This is a genomic window from Staphylococcus piscifermentans (genome assembly GCF_900186985.1).
Taxonomy (GTDB): Bacteria; Bacillota; Bacilli; order Staphylococcales; family Staphylococcaceae; genus Staphylococcus; species Staphylococcus piscifermentans.
Map to the genome: position 1 here is coordinate 240250 of NZ_LT906447.1, position 19656 is coordinate 259905.

Annotated in this window: 14 protein-coding genes and 1 pseudogene; 7 read left to right on the forward strand and 8 right to left on the reverse strand. The window is 37.7% G+C overall.

The genetic code is table 11. The features are described 5' to 3' along the window. The first annotated feature begins 63 nt into the window (after window positions 1-63). Complete coding sequence (locus CKV71_RS01035) at window positions 64-1218, forward strand: M20 metallopeptidase family protein (RefSeq protein ID WP_095102923.1); 1155 nt, start codon at window positions 64-66, stop codon at window positions 1216-1218. Window positions 1219-2163: 945 nt separating this feature from the next. On the opposite strand, the gene CKV71_RS01040 is transcribed toward CKV71_RS01035, so the two are convergent. Further along, window positions 2164-2847 carry an ABC transporter ATP-binding protein gene (locus CKV71_RS01040; RefSeq protein ID WP_095102924.1) on the reverse strand — a complete coding sequence of 228 codons (684 nt, stop codon included), beginning with the start codon at window positions 2845-2847 and terminating at the stop codon, window positions 2164-2166. Between the two features lie 15 nt (window positions 2848-2862). Then, complete coding sequence (locus tag CKV71_RS01045; protein ID WP_095102926.1) at window positions 2863-3912, reverse strand: ABC transporter permease; 1050 nt, start codon at window positions 3910-3912, stop codon at window positions 2863-2865. Between the two features lie 181 nt (window positions 3913-4093). Here CKV71_RS01045 and CKV71_RS01050 point away from each other — a divergent pair, with 181 nt between their 5' ends. Next, window positions 4094-4285, forward strand: coding sequence for a hypothetical protein (locus CKV71_RS01050; protein WP_095102928.1), 192 nt, complete (start codon window positions 4094-4096; stop codon window positions 4283-4285). A 66-nt stretch (window positions 4286-4351) separates the two neighbouring features. Here the strand turns inward: CKV71_RS01050 and CKV71_RS01055 are convergent, their stop codons facing one another. Together CKV71_RS01055 and CKV71_RS01060 are read right to left on the reverse strand one after the other, a co-directional pair. After that, window positions 4352-5899, reverse strand: coding sequence for a bifunctional metallophosphatase/5'-nucleotidase (locus tag CKV71_RS01055; RefSeq protein WP_095102930.1), 1548 nt, complete (start codon window positions 5897-5899; stop codon window positions 4352-4354). Window positions 5900-5920: 21 nt separating this feature from the next. Continuing rightward, on the reverse strand, window positions 5921-7483 hold the full coding sequence (locus CKV71_RS01060; protein ID WP_095102932.1) for a DNA-binding protein: 1563 nt from the start codon (window positions 7481-7483) through the stop codon (window positions 5921-5923). 240 nt (window positions 7484-7723) lie between these two features. Here CKV71_RS01060 and CKV71_RS01065 point away from each other — a divergent pair, with 240 nt between their 5' ends. The 4 genes from CKV71_RS01065 (at window position 7724) to phnE (CKV71_RS01080) (ending at window position 11191) form a co-directional block, all read left to right on the forward strand. After that, window positions 7724-8677: a phosphate/phosphite/phosphonate ABC transporter substrate-binding protein gene (locus CKV71_RS01065; RefSeq protein WP_095102934.1), complete on the forward strand. Its 954-nt coding sequence runs from the start codon at window positions 7724-7726 to the stop codon at window positions 8675-8677. Window positions 8678-8812: 135 nt separating this feature from the next. Beyond that, window positions 8813-9586, forward strand: a complete 774-nt coding sequence (gene phnC, locus CKV71_RS01070; RefSeq protein ID WP_095102936.1) for a phosphonate ABC transporter ATP-binding protein — start codon at window positions 8813-8815, stop codon at window positions 9584-9586. Between the two features lie 28 nt (window positions 9587-9614). Further along, on the forward strand, window positions 9615-10382 hold the full coding sequence (gene phnE, locus CKV71_RS01075; protein ID WP_095107181.1) for a phosphonate ABC transporter, permease protein PhnE: 768 nt from the start codon (window positions 9615-9617) through the stop codon (window positions 10380-10382). Further along, entirely contained in the window at window positions 10379-11191 is an 813-nt protein-coding gene (gene phnE, locus CKV71_RS01080) for a phosphonate ABC transporter, permease protein PhnE (protein ID WP_095102938.1), read from the forward strand. The genes phnE (CKV71_RS01075) and phnE (CKV71_RS01080) overlap by 4 nt, the downstream gene beginning before the upstream one ends. Window positions 11192-11579: 388 nt before the next feature. Here phnE (CKV71_RS01080) and CKV71_RS01085 read toward each other — a convergent pair whose 3' ends face one another. From CKV71_RS01085 to CKV71_RS01100, 4 genes and pseudogenes are all read right to left on the reverse strand, one after another. Then, window positions 11580-12935 carry a purine-cytosine permease family protein gene (locus CKV71_RS01085; RefSeq protein ID WP_095102940.1) on the reverse strand — a complete coding sequence of 452 codons (1356 nt, stop codon included), beginning with the start codon at window positions 12933-12935 and terminating at the stop codon, window positions 11580-11582. A gap of 33 nt (window positions 12936-12968) precedes the next feature. After that, a pseudogene (locus CKV71_RS01090) lies at window positions 12969-14639 on the reverse strand (hydantoinase B/oxoprolinase family protein). Next, window positions 14629-16677 carry a hydantoinase/oxoprolinase family protein gene (locus CKV71_RS01095; RefSeq protein ID WP_095102942.1) on the reverse strand — a complete coding sequence of 683 codons (2049 nt, stop codon included), beginning with the start codon at window positions 16675-16677 and terminating at the stop codon, window positions 14629-14631. The pseudogene CKV71_RS01090 and the gene CKV71_RS01095 overlap by 11 nt, the downstream one beginning before the upstream one ends. Window positions 16678-16695: 18 nt before the next feature. Beyond that, on the reverse strand, window positions 16696-17235 hold the full coding sequence (locus CKV71_RS01100; protein ID WP_095102944.1) for a helix-turn-helix domain-containing protein: 540 nt from the start codon (window positions 17233-17235) through the stop codon (window positions 16696-16698). 718 nt (window positions 17236-17953) lie between these two features. Between CKV71_RS01100 and putP the strand changes: the two genes are divergently transcribed. Next, complete coding sequence (putP, locus tag CKV71_RS01105; protein ID WP_095102946.1) at window positions 17954-19501, forward strand: sodium/proline symporter PutP; 1548 nt, start codon at window positions 17954-17956, stop codon at window positions 19499-19501. Window positions 19502-19656: the final 155 nt, after the last annotated feature.

The window sequence follows — 19656 nt, forward strand, 5'->3', positions numbered from 1 at the left end:
AGAAAGCCTTGGAGAGTGGAGACCCAGTAAAGATTTCATCAGAACAAGAAGGGGGACAACACTATGAATTACGAACAATATCAAGACAAAATTATAGACTATCGCAGACATCTGCATGCTCACCCAGAGGTTTCTTTTAAAGAATATGAAACCGCACAATTTATCCGGTCTAAACTGCGTGAAATGGAGCTTTGCAAAGTCGTCGAACTGACTGAAACAAGCACTGTTGCGGTATTTAATGAAGGGCAAGGCAAGAAAATCGGCTTGCGTGCAGATATCGATGCCTTGCCAGTAACCGAACAACGCGAAGAATTTGACTTTGTATCTCAAAATGAAGGTGTCATGCATGCGTGCGGTCATGATGGGCATACTGCCGTACTGCTCGGTGCTGCGCATTACTTCAATGATCATCTAGAAACGATTCCTAATGAGGTGCATTGTATCTTTCAACATGCCGAGGAATTAATTCCCGGCGGTGCACGTGAAATGGTGGCCACAGGCTACTTTGATGATTTCGACTTTATTTACGGTCATCATTTGTGGACGCAGCTCGAATTAGGGTTGATCGACATTAAAGAAGGACCGGCCAGTGCGAACTCTGATATTTACCACATCACGATACAAGGTCGTGGCGGTCATTCCAGTATGCCAGAAATGACGATTGATCCATTGGTATTAGGTGCACAGTTTGTGAATGCCTTGCAAACCATCGTATCGCGCCAAGTCTATCCATTCGATCCAGTAGTAGTGTCGAATACTATCTTTCAAGCAGGGACATTCGGTGCTGAAAATGTCATTGCGGATAAAGCGGAACTCGGCGGTTCTGTGCGCACGACTACTCAAGCAAACCGCCATCTCGTGATGACTCAAATGGAGCGTTTGCTGAAGAGTACCTGCGACAGTGTCGGCGCAGAATATGTATTAGATTACAAAGTAGGGTACGACAGTGTCTATAATGACCCCGAACAAACGCGCTGGGTAAAACAGTTGGCCGAAACTTATTTCCCGGGAAAAGTAGTAACTAGAGATCCGATGATGGGCGGAGAAGATTTCAGCGCCTTTTCAAATATTGTGCCAAGTACTTATGCATTTATCGGTGCGGGCCAAGCAGAAGGAGAATATGATAGACCGCATCATCATCCAAGATTTGCTTTAAACGAAGCGTCATTTGAAATGGCTTTCGATATGTTTACAGAAGTGGCGAAACATTACAAGTAGAGTGATGGGGAGGTTTGAGGTTTTTGGACATTTTGGATGGAGAAGTGTCTAGAAAAAGGTGTTATTTAGACACTGCTTAAAAACTAGTGTCTAGAGAAAGGTGTTATTTAGACACTACTCGAAAATTAGTGTCTAGAAAAAGGTGTTATCTAGACACTACTCGAAAACTAGTGTCTAGAAAAAGGTGTTATTTAGACACTTCTCAAAAAGTAGTGTCTAGAAAAGGGTGTTATTTAGACACTACTCGAAAATTAGTGTCTAGAAAAAGGTGTTATCTAGACACTACTCGAAAACTAGTGTCTAGAAAAAGATGTTATTTAGACACTGCTCGAAAACTAGTGTTTAGAAAAGTGTGTTATTTAGACACTACTCAAAAAGTAGTGTCTAGAAAAGTGTGTTATTTAGACACTTCTCAAAAAGTAGTGTCTAGAAAAAGGTGTTATTTAGACACTTCTCAAAAAGTAGTGTCTAGAAAAGGGTTTTATCTAGACACTTCTCAAAAACTAGTGTCTAGAAAAAGGTGTTATCTAGACACTGCTCGAAAACTAGTGTCTAGAAAAAGATGTTATTTAGACACTGCTCGAAAACTAGTGTCTAGAAAAGTGTGTTATTTAGACACTTCTCAAAAATTAGTGTCTAGAAAAGTGTGTTATTTAGACACTTCTCAAAAAGTAGTGTCTAGAAAAGTGTGTTATCTAGACACTTCTCAAAAACTAGTGTCTAGAAAAAGGTGTTATCTAGACACTGCTCGAAAACTAGTGTCTAGAAAAAGGTGTTATCTAGACACTTTCACGATATAAATGGATGTATCTACCGATAAACAAAGGAAGGGCCAGGACAACACAATGTCCTGGCCCATATTCTTGAACTGGCAGTCGCTGTTTAAATAGACAACGCGCTTGTTCCAAGTTGCTCCCTCTATTATAGTGAACCGGAGCGGGATATTTAAGTCCAATCCCGCTCCGCATCCGTTTCGCGCAATACGCCATCATGCATGTGATACACTTTGTCGCAGAATTTCATCAATCGCTCATCATGTGTGACCACTATGCAGGTTTTATGCATTTTTTGGGTTTCCTTTTTCAAAATCTTCATGACTTCCATAGCATTCTCTGTATCGAGAGAAGCGGTTGGTTCGTCAGCCAAGATAATCGAAGGCTTGGTATATAACGCTTTAACAATAGCGACACGCTGTTTCTGCCCACCGGAAATTTCACTCGGTAACTTATTTTCAACTTCCGTCAGCCCCAGCTGTTCCATCAGATGAGACAACTCTTCATCGCTGAGCACATCTTTCTTTTGCTTTTTCAACATAATGAATTGCTGTTTGACTGTTAAAAAAGGAACGAGGTTTGTGGCTTGCAGAATAAAGCCGATATCTTCCATACGTGTGCGGGCCAATTGTTTCTGCGACAAGTGTGTAATATCTTTATCGTTAATAATAATTTCACCGGACGACGGTGTTTGCAAGGCGCCGGCCATCGTCAGAAAGGTACTCTTGCCTGAACCTGACGGACCGATAATACCAATAAGTTCGCTCTTATCAAATTTCAAAGTCGTCGGTTTAACAGCTTCAATCGTTCTATTACCGTCTTTAAATGATTTCGTGACATCTTTAAATTCTAACATTGCGTTCACTCCTCTCTATCCTATTGCTTTCAGCGGATCTACTTTGCGAATCGTCAAAATTGAGAATAAGCTGCCGACTAGGGAAACGACAATTAAGACGATACCGTAAATGACCAAGGTAACCGGGTTGAATGCGACAGGCACTGCACTTGGCAAGAATAAGCCAGTCAACAAGGTTAAGCCTAAACCAATCAACGTACCGATTAAGGCGATAATGAAGGTTTGTGCCAATACGACTTTCGCCAGGTAACCGTTCGTAAATCCTTGGGCTTTCAAGACACCGAATAAGTTTGTTTTCTGCAAGGTGATGACATAGAGGAAAATGCCGATAACCGTTGCTGAGATGATAAACAAGAATGTAATCATGAAATTAAGTGTCAGATTCTGTGCTTTATAGCCTGGCAAATTTTGCACGAAATTTTCGATGCCGATTGCTTCTAAATCAGAATTTAATTTCTCATCTTTCCAATGTTTATCGCGCACTACTACTGCATTGGTTTTATCCGCAGTCATTTTAGGATTGATTTCTTGAAGTGTGTGATAGTTTGAAAATAAAACAGGAGAAGCATTATATTTTGCGCTTTCACTAAAACCGACAATTTTTAATTTCTCATCAGATTGTGATAAAGATAATTGATCTCCAACTTTAAATCCTTTTTCTTTTAAAGTTTCATCAGCGACCACTTGATTATCTTTAGTGAATTTATGTCCTTGAATGATTTTCGGCATTAAAAAAGAATCCTTAGATACACCGAATAATAGGGCGTTTTCTTCTTTCTTGCCATTCGAAACAATCACACCCGTCTGCTTTAATAAAGTTGACTTTTTAAAGGTATGGTCAGCTTCTTTTTTATCAAAAATAGATTGTTCCACGGTCTGATTCGCATCTTTATTCAAGACGATAGCATCAGCGTGCCACTTATCGATACCTTCTCGGTTCATATTAATCAAGCCGTTCGCTAAGCCTGATAGTAAAAAGAGCAAGTAGCTGATCATAATTAACACACCGATAATCAAACCGAATTTCAATTTATTTCGTTTCATTTCATTCCATGCTAAGAACATATGTAGAACCCCCTTTGTTAAGCGAAATAATAGTGATTAGACTCATTGTAAGCGAGGATGACATGAATTGAAAGTAATCATCTATTAAAATTTCCTTTTATTCGTACAATTAAAACTTGAAAAAAATAAACAATTGAGTCAAAATTTTATTGTAGAATTTGAACAAATTGAGGTGAACCAAGTGGAAATCAATTTGGATTGGACTAAGGAGTTTCAAGAATTCCAAGAAATCTTAAGTAGCAACCTCCACCCAGATTGGTTGTATAGTGCGAAGACAAATATGATTTTAGAACCCGCCTATACAGGACAAGGGAAACAATTCTTCTATACGAAGGATATCATTGAAGCGAGTAAAGTGATTCCGTTTTTCTAATACACTTATATATATAAAGAAATCGACAATGTGCGTATGAATCTGCAGCATTGTCGATTTTTTACGTTAAACTTCCACTTTAAAGTTTGTGATATTTGGTATCTTCAGTTCAGGATGTTGTTGTAAATAGTCGATAATTAATTGTGCCCCTTCAATTTGAATATCTTTCACAATTTTATCTGCTGTAAACATAGAATAATTGCCTCCGCCAACTGCTCGGTAATTGTTTAAAGCGAGGGTATAAGTTTGAGACAATTGCAGCGACTCGCCTTGAAATTCCAATTGGATAATACGCTGGCCGACAGGATTGCTCACTTTAATGGTGTAGCTGATGCCAGAGTAAATATCGTAATTATAGTGTTGAGGTTTGGGCTCAACAAATTGCGGATTGACCACAACCTCTCCATTTTCTACCGCAAAGTATTCGGCCGTTTGTTCTAACGCATTTTTAATATCTTGCCCTGACACTTCTAATACGTTGAAGGTGTTCGGAAAAGGATAGTTATTTAAGACGTCCCGCATAGTGACCTCATGACCGAAGCCTTGTGACAAGTCGAAAAGGGCCGAAGCAGCGATTTGCGCACCGCTGACTTTCATCAAAATATAATTCAAGAAATTAATATAAGGATGTGGTTGAGTACGGGCAAGAAATGGGTCTTCAATCTGCATAGTCTCTTGCAGATGTGCAATCGGGATATCGAGCCACGCATCCACTTCAGCATCAAACGCCGCCATTTTTTGTTGAAATTCTGGATTTGGATCAGGCACCGGCGTTAAAGTTTCGTTCGCAAGAAGACTGACTTCCGTACACTGAATTTGGTCCCCTTCAATATCCAAGACGATTTTCCCGACTTTTTCCCCTTTAGTGCCGGGTTGTATAACAGGAATGCCATGTACAGTTTCAGCGATTTGGCGATGTTGGTGACCCGTAATCAACAGGTCGATGTCTGAATGGAAACGTTCAAGCAAAGCGTAACCTTCATTTTCTCCTGTCAGTGCCTCTGTCGGTTCGCCGCTTCCAAGCGCTCTTTCAAAGCCTCCGTGATAACAAACAGCCACAATATCAGCTTTGGCTCTGATTTCTGGCAGCCATTTCTTCAAAGTAGAAGCGGCACTTTCAAAAGTCAGTCCTTCAATATGGTCGGCTTGTTCCCAATGCGGCACATATTGTGTGGTTAAACCGATAATACCGATTTTCAGACCAGCGCGCTCGATATAATCTACACCGTGACCCGTAAAAGGGCGGCCGTCTTTTAAGATGTTCGCAGAAAGTATAGGGAATTGAAGTTTATCTAAAGTCTCTAACAAATAAGATAATCCGAAATTGAATTCATGATTGCCGATGATTCCTACATCAAATCCGAAATGATTGTAAATATTGGCTAATTTCTGTGCAGAACCCAATTCTTTCGCTAAATAATGGCCAAGAGGGGAACCTTGCAAGAAATCTCCGTTATCAATCAAGATATGATGTGGATATTGAACTTGATCTTGTTCAATTAATTGTTTCGCATGTAATAATCCCATCGGCAATTGTTGCTGGCTTTCTTGATAATTGGTAGGAAAAATATATCCATGTACGTCACTGACGACGTAAAAAGCTAATTGTGTCACTGTAAATCCTCCTGATATATGTTAATTGATGTGAAGCGGCTGTGTTTTAAGATTTTTATCATTTTGTTTGAGACGGATTTGAGCAGTACCTTGGTAGTCAGATGTCGTTTTTGCTTTAATCGTGAGTACTGCGTTACCTGATGCATTCGTTTTAACTTGTTGAGGTGCAGAATATCCGGCTGTTGTACTGTTGCCAAATAAGCCGAGTTGTTTACCGCCATCTGCATAAATACCTACACGTAAGTTAGAGAGCGTTTGATTTTTAGATTGTCCTTTTAAATTGACTTTGATAGTAAATGTTTCCCCTGCTTTAATCGTTTCAGGCAAAGAGAAATCTACACCATTTCCATTAACATTATCCCCGGACGGAGCGGGATTGTCTGGCTTACTAGGCGCATCAGAATTACCTTCTTTTTCAGAACCGTAACTTCCAGGTGCGAAGGTAGAACGGTCATACCATTTATAATTGCTAGGCGGCTGGCTCCAGGGTTCCTTTTCAGGTTCAGTAGAACTTTCCGGTTTCTCAAAATCCTTGAGTTGTGTCACCTTATCTTTAGAAACGCCTAAACCAGTAATGGAATCTGCACTTTCTGATTTACCTAACCATTGTGTCAGATTCGTTAAGAATTGCGCATTATCTTCTTCTTTAAATCCGTCATATGTTTTCTTAGTCTGCCCGTTATCTTCACGTTTGTATTTCGGCGAACTATCTTCAACTAAAGAGGAATCTCCAATAAATGCCGCTTTTCCTTTACCTATTTTCGCGATAGCGACATAAGGCCCTTCAGCTTTGCCACCGCTATTATAAATCCCTTCATCAACAGCGTGACTCCATTTTTGTTTGGCTGAAAGATTTTCTGGAGTGAAAATGATACCTTTCGCTTTATTCGGATCAGTAATTGCGAGCGTCGAACCTGCATGCATGGACACTTTATTGACCTTATTTGTAATGCCTAGTCCTTCTTTACCTTTCAACATATTGGAAGTGCTCAAATCATTTAAAGCATTATATCTAAAGCGTACACCAAAGTTTTGTGCGAGCCAATCAGAACTTTGAACGTCTTGCATGGCTTTAGAGTTGCGCTCACCTGCATCCATATCTTTAGTCATATCTTTGTAGGCACCTCTGCGGTAACCGTTCATTGCTTCAGAAGAGTCGATACGATTCAAGTTGCGGTCAGCGTTATAGTGGTCAGAAATAAAGAGAATGCTGCCGCCTTGTTTAGCGAACGACACCAAAGCTTTCTGTTCAGCAGTTTTAAATGGAATATTAGCTTCCGGAATAACTAAGATTTTCTTTCCCTTCAATGTTTCGGGAGTGATATGAGATTCGTCTTGTAATTCTGAAACACGGTAACCTTGTTGAGCGATGCTGTTTGCATAATCTGAAAAACCGCCGTCTATCGTCCAATCAGCTGCGCCTGCTGTTTGGCCATGTGAATTATCGAAAAGTACTTCGCCTTTGTGATTTTCTCCGATTGAGGGGGTTGATGTTGCTGCATAAGAATATGTATGAAAAGGTGCTGCATTAAGTGCGACAGCAGAGATAGCAACGGTCGCAAGAATTTTGTGTAATTTTTTCATTTTAAAACTTCCTCCATATATTAAAAGTGATTTCAGTATATCGGTTATGAGAGTTGAATAACATAAGATAAATTCGCTTTTTACGAAAATTAAACTTTGAATTAAAAGTTTTCAAAGTACGTAAATAAATGATAAAACTTTTACCAAATCTTCACAATTATTATATTGTATCGGATTTAAAGTTGTATATATAATGAGTTTGTAAGACATTTTATACATATGGAAGGGGTTAACAGAATTATGAAAGCACGTGCGTCGTTTAAGGCGTTATTAATTTTGATGTTGGCAGTAATTGTATTTGTTTCAGCGTGTGGCAAGGGCAGTTCATTAGATAACAAGAAGGACAGCGACAGCAAGGGTAGTGGGGACTATAAACCTAAAGAGCTGACAGTTCAATTTGTACCTTCGCAAAATGCAGATAAGTTAGAAGCCAAAGCGAAACCTTTGGAAAAATTATTATCAAAACAACTTGGTATTCCGGTTAAAGTTTCAGTATCTACAAACTACAATACAATCGTCGAAGCGATGAAATCTAAGAAAGTAGACGTAGGATTCTTACCTCCGACTGCTTATACGTTAGCGCATGATCAACATGCAGCAGATGTATTACTACAAGCACAACGCTTTGGTGTGAATAAAGACGGTTCTGATTCTAAAAAGTTAACAGACAAATATAAATCAGAAATTTTAGTGAAGAAAGATTCAGGAATTAAAGACATTAAAGATTTGAAAGGTAAAAAAATTGCCTTGCAAGATGTTACTTCAACAGCAGGTTATACATTCCCAGCAGTTGAAATGGATAAAAAAGGCGTCAATGTATTAAAAGACATGAAAGTTGTGAATATGAAAGGTCACGACCAAGCGATTATTTCATTAATGAACGGTGATGTGGACGCAGCTGCAGTCTTCCAAGATGCACGTAAAATCGTGAAGAAAGATGAACCGAATGTTTACAAAGATACGAAAGTACTTGCTTTAACAAAAGATATTCCGAATGACACTATTTCAGTTCGCAGTGATATGGATCCTAAATGGCGCGATAAATTGAAAAAAGCATTTAAAGATATTTCGAAAACTAAAGAAGGACACAAAATTATCAGTGATGTTTACTCACATGAAGGTTACACAGACAGTAAAGACTCTAACTTCGATACTGTAAGAGAATACGATAAAAAAGTTAAAGAAATGAAATAATTCAAGCTAAGTAGACATGATAGACATAAAGCGTATTTCATAGGCAAACGTTCCTGTTGACCATTGTTGACAGTGATGCGCCCTGTGAGTGCGCTTATGTTTCGTTTAGTGTCTAAGTAAGAAAGGATTAGAATAATGAGTCAAATTGAATTTAGAGATGTCAGTAAAGTGTATGATAACGGACATGTTGGATTAGACCATATCAATTTAAATATTGAAAAGGGAGATTTTGCGGTAATTGTCGGGCTTTCTGGAGCTGGGAAGTCGACGCTGTTAAGGTCGATTAATCGTCTGCATGATATTACGGATGGAGATATTGTAATTGATGGCGCTTCTATTGCAAAGGCGAGCGGGAAAAAGTTGTTGGAGATGCGACGTAATATCGGGATGATCTTTCAAAATTTTAATTTGGTGAAGCGGTCTTCAGTGATGCGCAATGTGTTAAGTGGGCGTGTCGGTTATCATCCAACATGGAAAATGGTACTCGGTTTATTTCCGAAAGAGGATAAATTGAAAGCATTAGAAGCCTTAGACCGTGTGAATATATTAGACAAATATAAATCACGTTCTGATGAATTATCTGGAGGGCAGCAGCAACGTATTTCTATTGCACGTGCGTTATGTCAGGAACCATCCATTATCTTGGCAGATGAACCTGTAGCTTCCTTAGATCCATTAACTACGAAACAAGTTATGGATGACTTGAAAAGAATTAACGAAGAGTTAGGAATTACCATTATCATCAACTTGCACTTTGTAGATTTAGCACGTGAATATGGCACGCGTATTATCGGTTTACGTGACGGCAAACTCGTCTTTGATGGACCAGTAGAAGAAGCAACCGATGATGCATTTAATCAAATTTACGGTCGCTCAATCAACGAAGATGAGAAGTTAGGGGTGAATTAATGTGACACCTCGTAAAGATTATACCGAGATGCTCAATCATAAGATGTCTTTGAAAACGACAATGACCATCGTATTGTTATTGTTCTTAGTGTTCTGGAGTATCAGCTATACTGGCTTCAGTTTTGGAGATTTAATCTATGGATTGCCACAAATCGGTTCACTCTTTGGTCAGATGTTTCCACCAGACTGGAGTTATATTTCGCAAATACTGAACCCTATGCTGGATACGATTCGCATGGCTATCGTAGGTACATTTATCGGCTCGATTATTGCAGTGCCCATTGCCTTGCTTTGTGCGAAAAATATTTCTCGTTCTAAATGGATTGCATTGCCGGCACGCTTTATATTAAACATAGTCCGAACAATTCCAGATTTATTGTTAGCCGCTATCTTTGTGGCAGTCTTTGGTATTGGCCAAATACCAGGGGTCTTAGCAGTTATCATTTTAACAATCAGTATCGTCGCCAAGTTATTGTATGAAGTGTTAGAAGCGATTGAACCGGGACCGCTTGAAGCTATGACTGCAGTAGGTGCTAATAAAACAAAATGGATTGTATTCGGAGTAGTGCCGCAAGCATTAGCTTCTTATTTCTCCTATGTACTGTTTGCCTTTGAAATTAATATTCGGGCAGCTGCAGTCTTAGGATTAGTAGGTGCGGGTGGTATCGGATTATTCTACGACCAGACACTCGGTTTATTCCAATATGACAGAACAGCGATGATTATTCTGTTTACATTAGTCATCGTCGTCATCATTGATTACATCAGCTCGAAAGTGAGGGAACAACTCACATGACACATACTAAAGAAGAATTATTGAAAGCATATGGAGATCCTCGACGTAAAGCAAAGTATATAGCGATTGCTATAGCGGTAGTCGCAATATTAATTTGGGCATTTGCTGGAATGCCAGCTTTAGAAGTGAAACAGAAATCACAACAAATACTCGGTTCTATTTTACATGGACTCACACATCCAGATTGGGGCTTTGTCTATCAACCAGGAGGAGAAGACTTGTTACGCGGATTGCTAGAAACATTTGCGATAGCAGTAGTCGGAACCATTCTTGCAGCTATTATCTGCATTCCCTTAGCTTTTCTCGGTGCGAAAAATATTGTACGTTTCCGTCCGGTGACAGGCCTCAGCAAATTTATTCTCAGTGTCATCCGTGTATTTCCTGAAATCGTTATGGCATTGATATTTATTAAAGCAGTCGGACCTGGTTCATTCTCAGGTGTACTTGCATTAGGTATACATTCAGTCGGAATGTTAGGTAAATTATTTGCCGAAGATATTGAAAATGTTGATTTAAGCGCAACTGAATCATTAAAAGCCAGTGGCGCGAATAAAATGAAAACTTTAACATTTGCGGTCATTCCTCAAATACTGCCGACATTTCTATCGTTAATCTTATATCGCTTCGAACTTAACTTACGTTCAGCTTCTATCTTGGGATTAATTGGTGCAGGCGGTATCGGAACACCATTAATCTTTGCCTTGCAAACACGTTCTTGGGATCGTGTAGGTATTATCTTAATCGGACTAGTAATAATGGTAGCGATAGTGGATTATATTTCAGGAAAAGTACGTGAGAAAATAGTTTAAGAAAACAACTACAATAAGTGATTAGGTTGCAAACTAACATTAAGTCCTTGAGTTAGTATACTAGCTCGAGGGCTATGTTTATGTATAGTGAAGTGTAAAGGGAATGCTTAATCCAGAACTCCCAAGAGGTACCAAAACTCAAAAAGGTCAGACTGCGGTTTGTCTGAAGTAAGAGAGAAGGAGGTCTAAAATATATAGTTTGCTTTATTTTTAAGATGACATGAGAGTGAATTGAATGTTAAAGTTTAAACCCATCAAGTATCTGTTAGATAATTTCATTTTATAGAAAGTTATTAGGTAATGCTAGAAGTATTAAAAACTTATAACCCCCTGTAATATGGAATTTGTAAAATTCCATATTACAGGGGATTGATTGGAAATAGAATTATCATTCCAATTCTATTTTATTAGCATCATTGTTTAAAATATCAGTTCGCCATTTGTTTGGAGTAAAAGCATCAGGTTTAACTTTAGCCTTGATCCTCATCAATATATAATAAGAAATCATTGTAATAAATAAAGATTGGATAGCAGGTAAACCTATAGGCTTGGTATATTGAGTATAATAGCCCACTGCCATACCAATTATCATTGCAACTGTAGCAATGATATTCCATCCTTTGATACTTTCCCATTTTCTATCTCTTAAAAGGAAAAAGTCGAGAAACATTATACCAGCAATAGCTGGATAGACGATGGCAGTTAGATTTAAAAAATCTGTGAAATACTTTAGAAATCCTGCTAAAGCAATTCCAATAGCGATTAATGTACCTATTAAAGTAAGAAATTGTCTGCCTCTATGTGAATTTACATTCAGTAAATTTGCAAAAGCTAGGCCCATACTATAATTATTGACTAGTTGACTAGTCCACGTAGCAAACCACAAGATTAAAAAGCCCCATACAGGAAAACCAAGTCCCATCATAACTTCCACTATATCTGCATCACCAACACCTACCGACATTATTGCACCTACTATAAATAATGGTATGCCAACAGCAATAATACCTAAAGGAATCAAAATGTTGTCTTTCCAAGTTGGTTTTGCATAACGAGTATAATCAGCTGCAATGACCCATTGTGAAACATTAACGCCGATAATTAAACTGATTGCAGCAAGTATAGACATTTGAGGTTTAGGATGCCAACTCATCAATTTATCTAAACCAGTATTATTTAAAGCAAAATATATACCACCTATCACTAGCAATAAACCAGCAGGCACAGCCAAATAATCTGTCCATTTCATAGATTGATAGCCTATAATTGAAGGGATTGCAAATAATAAACCAGCAATTGTTGTTATTAAAGCCCATAATATCCAATGTTCATGATAATTTACTTTAAACATTGCTGATATAGCATTTCCAGCGACTGCTGTTTGAAGAGCCCACCAGCCAAGAGAGACTATAAAAATAGTTCCGCCGGCTATAAACCGTGCTTGACTGTCTCCAAAGCTATTTTTAGCTATAACTGAAGATGGGCGTCCCGTTTTGGATCCAATGTATCCATTTATAGTATTACCTAGCCATTGGAATACAACCATAGCAACAATTGTAATCCATGCTACTTGAACTAAACCAAATGATCCTGCTAAAGAAGCTCCAACCATTAGGACTGGTATGGTAAATTCTAATCCTCCAAATATAATGGCAGGAGTGGTCCAATGTTGTCTTTCTGTATTAGGTACGCTTTCCAAGGGATTATCAGATTTTGAAAAACCATTACTAGTATTTTCTTTCATAAGCAAAACCCTTTCTAATAGATATTTTATATATTAATATCCATAATCTTCTTTTGCTTGTTCTTTTGTGATGATTCCATTTTTAATATCACGCTCAATAGCTTTGCGTAAACGTTTTTTTGGATTTCCATAGCCTCCGCCTGTAGCTGTTCTTAAAATAACTTTATCACCTTTATTTAACGGATATTGGTTGTATTTACCATATGGGCCGTCTATAGTACCGTCAGCTCTCTCGAATATGAATTCATTATTAGAGCCTTCATGTCCTCCATTAGCCCCCCAGGTATTATGTTTATGATGACCAAAGCTTCCTGTAAAGAATTAACCATCTGTCATAGCTTTATAAGTTCTTATTACACCAGAACCTCCTCTGAATTGACCGGCTCCTTTTCCGTCTGTTCGCATTGCATATTCCTCGACTTGTACACCGTAAGTATTTTCGGCTATTTCTATAGGAACATTAAAAGTCTCACCATCAGATATACAAAATTGTCCAGTATCTCCATCGAAGCTGTTGGATGCTCCCCATCCTCCGACAGATGGCTCTACAATTAAAAAGTTTTCATTTTTGTCAGGTAATTTTCCTCCCATAATAACTACACAAACGGATAAAAGATGACCAGCGGTTAATCGATCTGGAATAACTGGAGCCATTGCTTGCCAGATTAATTCAGTACCATATAACATAGATTCCCAATACATGGAAACAGGGGCGGGTCTTTTTGCTGAAATAATAGATCCATCGTCAGTTATAATTTTTAAGGGTCTGAATGATCCGTCGTTTACTTCTTGAGATGGATTAGTAATAGCTAAAAATATAGTTCTTACAGCAGATACCAAACCAGTATATGAACTATTTATCGGTCCCTGAACTTGAGGCGAAGACCCTCGGAAATCACAAATAAATTCTTTATCGGTTATAGTAAGTTTTAATTGAACAGGTATTTGATTATCAGTTATACCATCATCGTCGATAAGTGATTCTACCTTATAAGTACCGTTTGGGAGCTTTTCTATTTCTTTAATAGTTAATGCTTCTCCTTGATTTAAAAAACGGTCCATACTTTCTAATATTGATTCAGTTGAATATTTTTTGCATAGGCCTTGAATACGTTTTTCTCCTGTTTTTAAAGAAGCTATTTGTGCACGCATATCGCCGATTGAAAGTTTCGGGAATCGGACATTAGATTCAATAATTTTGATAATAGCTTTATTTTCAATGCCTTTATCAAAGAGCTTGATGCAAGGGAATTGTAAACCTTCTTGATAAACATCTGTTGAATTCGTAGACATTGATCCAGTATCTTTGCCACCGACTTCGGTCCAATGGGCTTTATTAGCTACAAAAGCTACTAACTCGTGATCTTGAAAGATAGGAAGTACGAGTCCTACATCGCATAAATGTGAACCACCGCCATTATAAGGATCATTTATTAAAAATACATCTCCTTCATGAATGTCATCGCCATAAGTTTCTAAAGTCTCTTTAACCATAAAGGATAGCATCCCGATGAACCCAGTGACACCATTTCCTAATGTTACAAGCTCTCCTTTTTTATCAGTGAGACCGCAAGCATAATCAAGTACTTCATAAATGATTGGACTCATAGAGGTTTTTGCTAATGCAATAAACATCTCTTCACCTGTGGAAATTAAAGAATCTTTTATCACTTCGTAAGTAAATGGATCAGTTTTATAATTCATAATTATCCCCTCCGATATAAATAATGAGGTTTCCGTATTCATCTTTTTTAACTTTGTCTTTCGGATTGATAGGTATAGTAGTTGATTTTTCTTCAATTACTGCCGGGCCTTCAAAAATTTCATCTATCGGCAGAAAATCACGATTATAAATTTTTACTTTTTCCCAACCATGATTCTCAAAATAGACATTTCTTTCTTCTTTGACTGGATCACCTTTTTGAGGTGTTATCTTTTTGATAATAGGTTTATCGATTTTTCCTAAAACACTGATTTTAATATTTACAATTTCAATACCATTTTCAGGTAAGGTATAAGTATAGAGCTGTTCATGCTTTTTATGGAATGATTTTATTATTTCATTCAAATTATTTTCTTGTACTTCTTCATATGGAACTGTTACTTCTACAGGATGATCTTGGCCTTCATAACGTAAATCAATCTTTTTTGTAACAACTATTTTTTCTTCATTAACGTCTTCTTGTTTTAAAGTATTAATTGCATCCTCAATCATCTGATTATATTTTAAGTTGATATCCTTATAATTCAACGTACTAGTATTGGCTAAAAAAGTTTGTGAATAATCATGACGTAAATCAGACATTAACATACCCCATGAAGCAAAAACGCTAGAAGCAGAGGGGACAATTACTTTTTTAACTCCTAATTCGCGTGCTAAATCCTGTGAATGCATGGGACCTCCGCCTCCAATAGCAACCATAGTAAAATCTCTAGGATCGTAGCCTTTACGTACAGAAATTAGTTTTAAAGCATTTAACATATTGGAATTTGCAATTTTAATAATCCCCATTGCGGCAGCATCTAAATCAACATTTAACTTTTTAGTAAAAGTTTTTTCAAATTGCTTTTTTAAATCATTTATAGTTACTTTTGTATCAAAATTTGCAATATTTAAACGACCTAACAATAAATTTGCATCTGTAGTAGTTGGTTCAGTACCGCCTTTTCCATAAGCAATTGGTCCGGGTTCTGCTCCAGCAGATTTAGGTCCGACTTTTATAGAACCACTATCATCAAACCAAGCAATAGAACCTCCGCCATTACCGATTTCTACTATGTCTACTACAGGTACTTTCATTGGATAACCAGCAAAATTATTTGTTCTTTCAAGGTGGTAATCTGTAGATACCTTTACATTGTTATTTTCTATTAAAGAGCATTTTGCAGTAGTACCTCCAATATCTAATACAATTAAATTATTTTCTCCAAGTATTTCTCCTAGAACTGCTGCACCGAAAATTCCAGAAACAGGGCCTGATTCTACCATGTTTATGGGAGCTTGTTTAGTATGTTTAAATGTACTTGTACCTCCGTTAGATTGCATTACATAATTATTCGAACTACTACTTTTCTCAGTTATATTATTTTCGAGATTAGTCAAATATTCATTTGCAATTGGTTTAACATAAGCATTCAGTACAGCAGTATATGTTCTTTCGTATTCTCGCCACTCATTGTTTAATTCAGTTGAATAGGTAGTTGAGAACTCTGGATAATTGTCATTAATATAATTAGCAATAGCTACTTCATGTTCATTATTTTGATAACTATGCAAAAGTGATATAGCTATAGCTTCTACGCCTTCTTGCTTAAAATATTGTATTATTTCTTCTACTTCATCGAAATTTACAGGGCTTAGTTCATCCCCTTTATGATTCAAACGTTCTGAAACCTCTTTGCGTAAATGACGCTCAACTATAGGTTCGGGTTTCTTGTAGCGAACATTAAAAAGGTCTGGGCGATTTCCGCGACCTATTTCTAAGACATCACGAAAACCTTTAGTTGTTATTAATCCAGTTTTTACACCTTTTTTCTCTGTTAAAGCATTTATTACTATAGTTGTTCCATGAATAAACATACTTATATCTCTTAAATTAATATCAGCTTTCTCTAATACATTAAAGATACCAGCTTCAAAATTCTTTGGAGTAGTGTCAGATTTACCTAAGATTAATTCCCCATTGTTATCCAAGGCTACCAAATCAGTAAATGTTCCTCCTATATCTGTTGCAACACGCATAAACATACCCCTTTCATTTTAAAAAAGTTTAGGTGTAACTACACTTAATACTGTGACAGGAAAATCAGTTTCATTAACATAATAGTGTTTGTGTTTAGAAGGGTAGTGAATTAGTTCTCCTTTTTTTACTACATATTTTTGATTTTCAATGAAAAATGTTAGCTCTCCTTGAATTACGTAGTATAATTCCTCTCCTTCATGCATGGATAATTCACTACGATCGTTTGGCTGAATGGTGATAATAAAATTTTCTAATTTTCGATTTTCAAATTCACTTGAAACTCTTTTAAATTCTTGATTAGAATGGTTGATTTTGAATTGCTTGATGTCTGATGGAATGATGTGAAAATCTTTTTGTTTATTTGGTAAGAAAAATGAAGTAATATCAACTTTAAGTGCATCAGCTATTTTACTAAGTGAAGTTATAGCAATAGAAGATTCTCCGCGTTCAACTTGAGATAAAAAGCTTGTTGATAAGCCTGTTATTTCACTTAATTGTTTAAGAGTTTGATGCTGATTAATTCGATATTCTTTAATTTTGTAACCAATTTCTTTCATAAGTGCTCCTCTCAATTTTCCAGTATTAGTGTAATTTTTAACAGAATAATACAAAAAAATTTAAAAAGAAAGAATTTTCTAAAAAATTAAAAGACTTGAACTTCTATCTCCGTTACTGAATATAAATAGCCAATAAATCTGATTTTATTTGTCAATTTTTCTTGTCTAATAAAATTTTTTCAAAAAAATTTTCGAAATCACTGTAACCACTGATGCTTTAGTCACGAGCGCATATTTATTTTTCAGAAAAATGGGGCAAATCACGCTTATTTCGTTATGTGCAATTTGATAAAAAAATTGGTTATGTTAAGCTAATAAACGTCTTTGCTAAAAAGTTAATAATTATTTGTTGCAAGGAAATGAAGGATTTCAAAATAATATTTTGATTAGTCACAAGATTCTGAATCATATTGAATGATAGGGGTAAACATTTCACTATGTATTGTCACAACAAAAGAGAGAACTGAAATTACATAATTGATTCGAGTCTAGAATTTAACAAGAAGTAACCGCTTTCGCAATATACTCTCACGACACTTCTACCACCCAAGTTAAATGCTTCAGTGAGTATCCAAAATATTATCTTGAGACATGCGATGAACCGTGGGGACAGTTTATCTGTAATGCATGCCGTTAGCGCACTCCTTCAGCACCTTGTAATGCCTAAGAACGATCCGTACATTTTATTACAATAATTTGAAAGGATGTTATTTTAGACATGTTTACTTTAGGAGCAACACTATCCCAGCAGGTGAATCCTGACTGGCGAACGTACATTATGATTGGGGCATACTTCTTAATCTTGCTTGTCATCGGCTGGTACGGCTATAAAAAGGCGACAGGCAACGTGAGTGAATACATGCTCGGCGGCCGCAGTATCGGGCCGTACGTTACAGCACTCTCAGCAGGCGCATCTGACATGAGTGGTTGGATGATTATGGGCTTGCCAGGTGAAGTTTATACAACTGGACTTTCAGCAGCATGGTTAGCGATAGGGCTGACACTCGGTGCTTACATCAACTATATCGTAGTCGCACCGAGGCTTCGCGTGTATACAGAACAAGCAGGCGATGCCATCACTTTGCCAGACTTTTTCCGTAACCGCTTAGCTGACAATTCAAATCTTATCAAGATTATTTCCGGGGGAATAATCGTCGTCTTCTTCACACTGTATACACATGCAGGTATGGTATCAGGCGGAAAACTCTTCAATAGTGCCTTCGGATTAGATTATCATTGGGGCTTAATCTTAATTTCAGTGATCGTTATCGCGTATACTTTCTTCGGAGGCTATCTTGCGGTTTCACTCACAGACTTCTTCCAAGGTGTCATTATGCTGATTGCAATGGTTATGGTACCGATTGTGGCACTTCTGAAATTAAATGGACTAGACACATTTGACCAAGTGACAGACTTGAAACCGACTAACCTCGACCTATTCAAAGGAACAACAGTCATCGGGATCATCTCTTTCTTCGCATGGGGATTAGGTTACTTCGGCCAACCACATATTATCGTGCGCTTTATGAGTATCAAATCCGTTAAACAGCTACGTACAGCACGACGCTTCGGTATCGGCTGGATGGCTATCAGCTTGATCGGAGCAGTATTCGTAGGCTTAATCGGTATCGCATTCGTCAAAGATAAAGGCGTAGAATTGAAAGACCCAGAAACACTCTTCATCTTGATGGGGCAAATACTATTCCATCCACTCATCGGTGGCTTCTTACTAGCTGCTATCTTAGCTGCAATCATGAGTACCATTTCATCACAACTACTCGTGACATCCAGCTCACTAACTGAAGATTTTTATAAACTCATTCGCGGAGAAGACGCTGCGAAGAAACGCGAGAAAGAATTCTTGCTCGTAGGACGTCTATCCGTACTAGTCGTTGCATGTATTTCCATCGCTATTGCATGGTCGCCGAACGACACTATCTTGAATCTTGTCGGCAACGCATGGGCAGGTTTCGGTGCGGCATTCGGACCGTTAGTCGTTATGTCATTATACTGGAAAGGTTTGAGTCGAACAGGCGCAATCAGCGGTATGCTTGCTGGTGCCATCGTCGTTATCCTGTGGATCGTCTTTGCCAAACCACTCGGCGAAACCAACGACTTCTTCAACCTATACGAAATCATTCCAGGCATCATCGCGAGCGTCCTCGTGACGATCATCGTAAGTAAGATGACTAAGAAACCAAACATCGATGTCGATAAAGACATGGATACGGTAAAAGAAACCATCAATACGGAAATGCATTCATAATTGTTAGCCCGGGTCATGGTAGGTTCCTGAAGGAAAGCCATGAACCGGGCATTTTTATACATATATAGGACAAAGCGAGTGACCAAACCAAAAAGGGAAGGCTCGACAACACATGCCGGACCTTCCCAATATTTATATCTCATGACATCCGAGCA

Bases quoted from the DNA above. Each gene is read 5' to 3' on its own strand.
- CKV71_RS01035 (WP_095102923.1), top strand. From the start codon at position 64: ATGAATTACGAACAATATCAAGACAAAATTATAGACTATCGCAGACAT.
- CKV71_RS01040 (WP_095102924.1), bottom strand. From the start codon at position 2,847: ATGTTAGAATTTAAAGATGTCACGAAATCATTTAAAGACGGTAATAGA.
- CKV71_RS01045 (WP_095102926.1), bottom strand. From the start codon at position 3,912: ATGTTCTTAGCATGGAATGAAATGAAACGAAATAAATTGAAATTCGGT.
- CKV71_RS01060 (WP_095102932.1), bottom strand. From the start codon at position 7,483: ATGAAAAAATTACACAAAATTCTTGCGACCGTTGCTATCTCTGCTGTC.
- CKV71_RS01065 (WP_095102934.1), top strand. From the start codon at position 7,724: ATGAAAGCACGTGCGTCGTTTAAGGCGTTATTAATTTTGATGTTGGCA.
- phnC (WP_095102936.1), top strand. From the start codon at position 8,813: ATGAGTCAAATTGAATTTAGAGATGTCAGTAAAGTGTATGATAACGGA.
- phnE (WP_095107181.1), top strand. From the start codon at position 9,615: ATGCTCAATCATAAGATGTCTTTGAAAACGACAATGACCATCGTATTG.
- phnE (WP_095102938.1), top strand. From the start codon at position 10,379: ATGACACATACTAAAGAAGAATTATTGAAAGCATATGGAGATCCTCGA.
- CKV71_RS01085 (WP_095102940.1), bottom strand. From the start codon at position 12,935: ATGAAAGAAAATACTAGTAATGGTTTTTCAAAATCTGATAATCCCTTG.
- CKV71_RS01095 (WP_095102942.1), bottom strand. From the start codon at position 16,677: ATGCGTGTTGCAACAGATATAGGAGGAACATTTACTGATTTGGTAGCC.
- CKV71_RS01100 (WP_095102944.1), bottom strand. From the start codon at position 17,235: ATGAAAGAAATTGGTTACAAAATTAAAGAATATCGAATTAATCAGCAT.
- putP (WP_095102946.1), top strand. From the start codon at position 17,954: ATGTTTACTTTAGGAGCAACACTATCCCAGCAGGTGAATCCTGACTGG.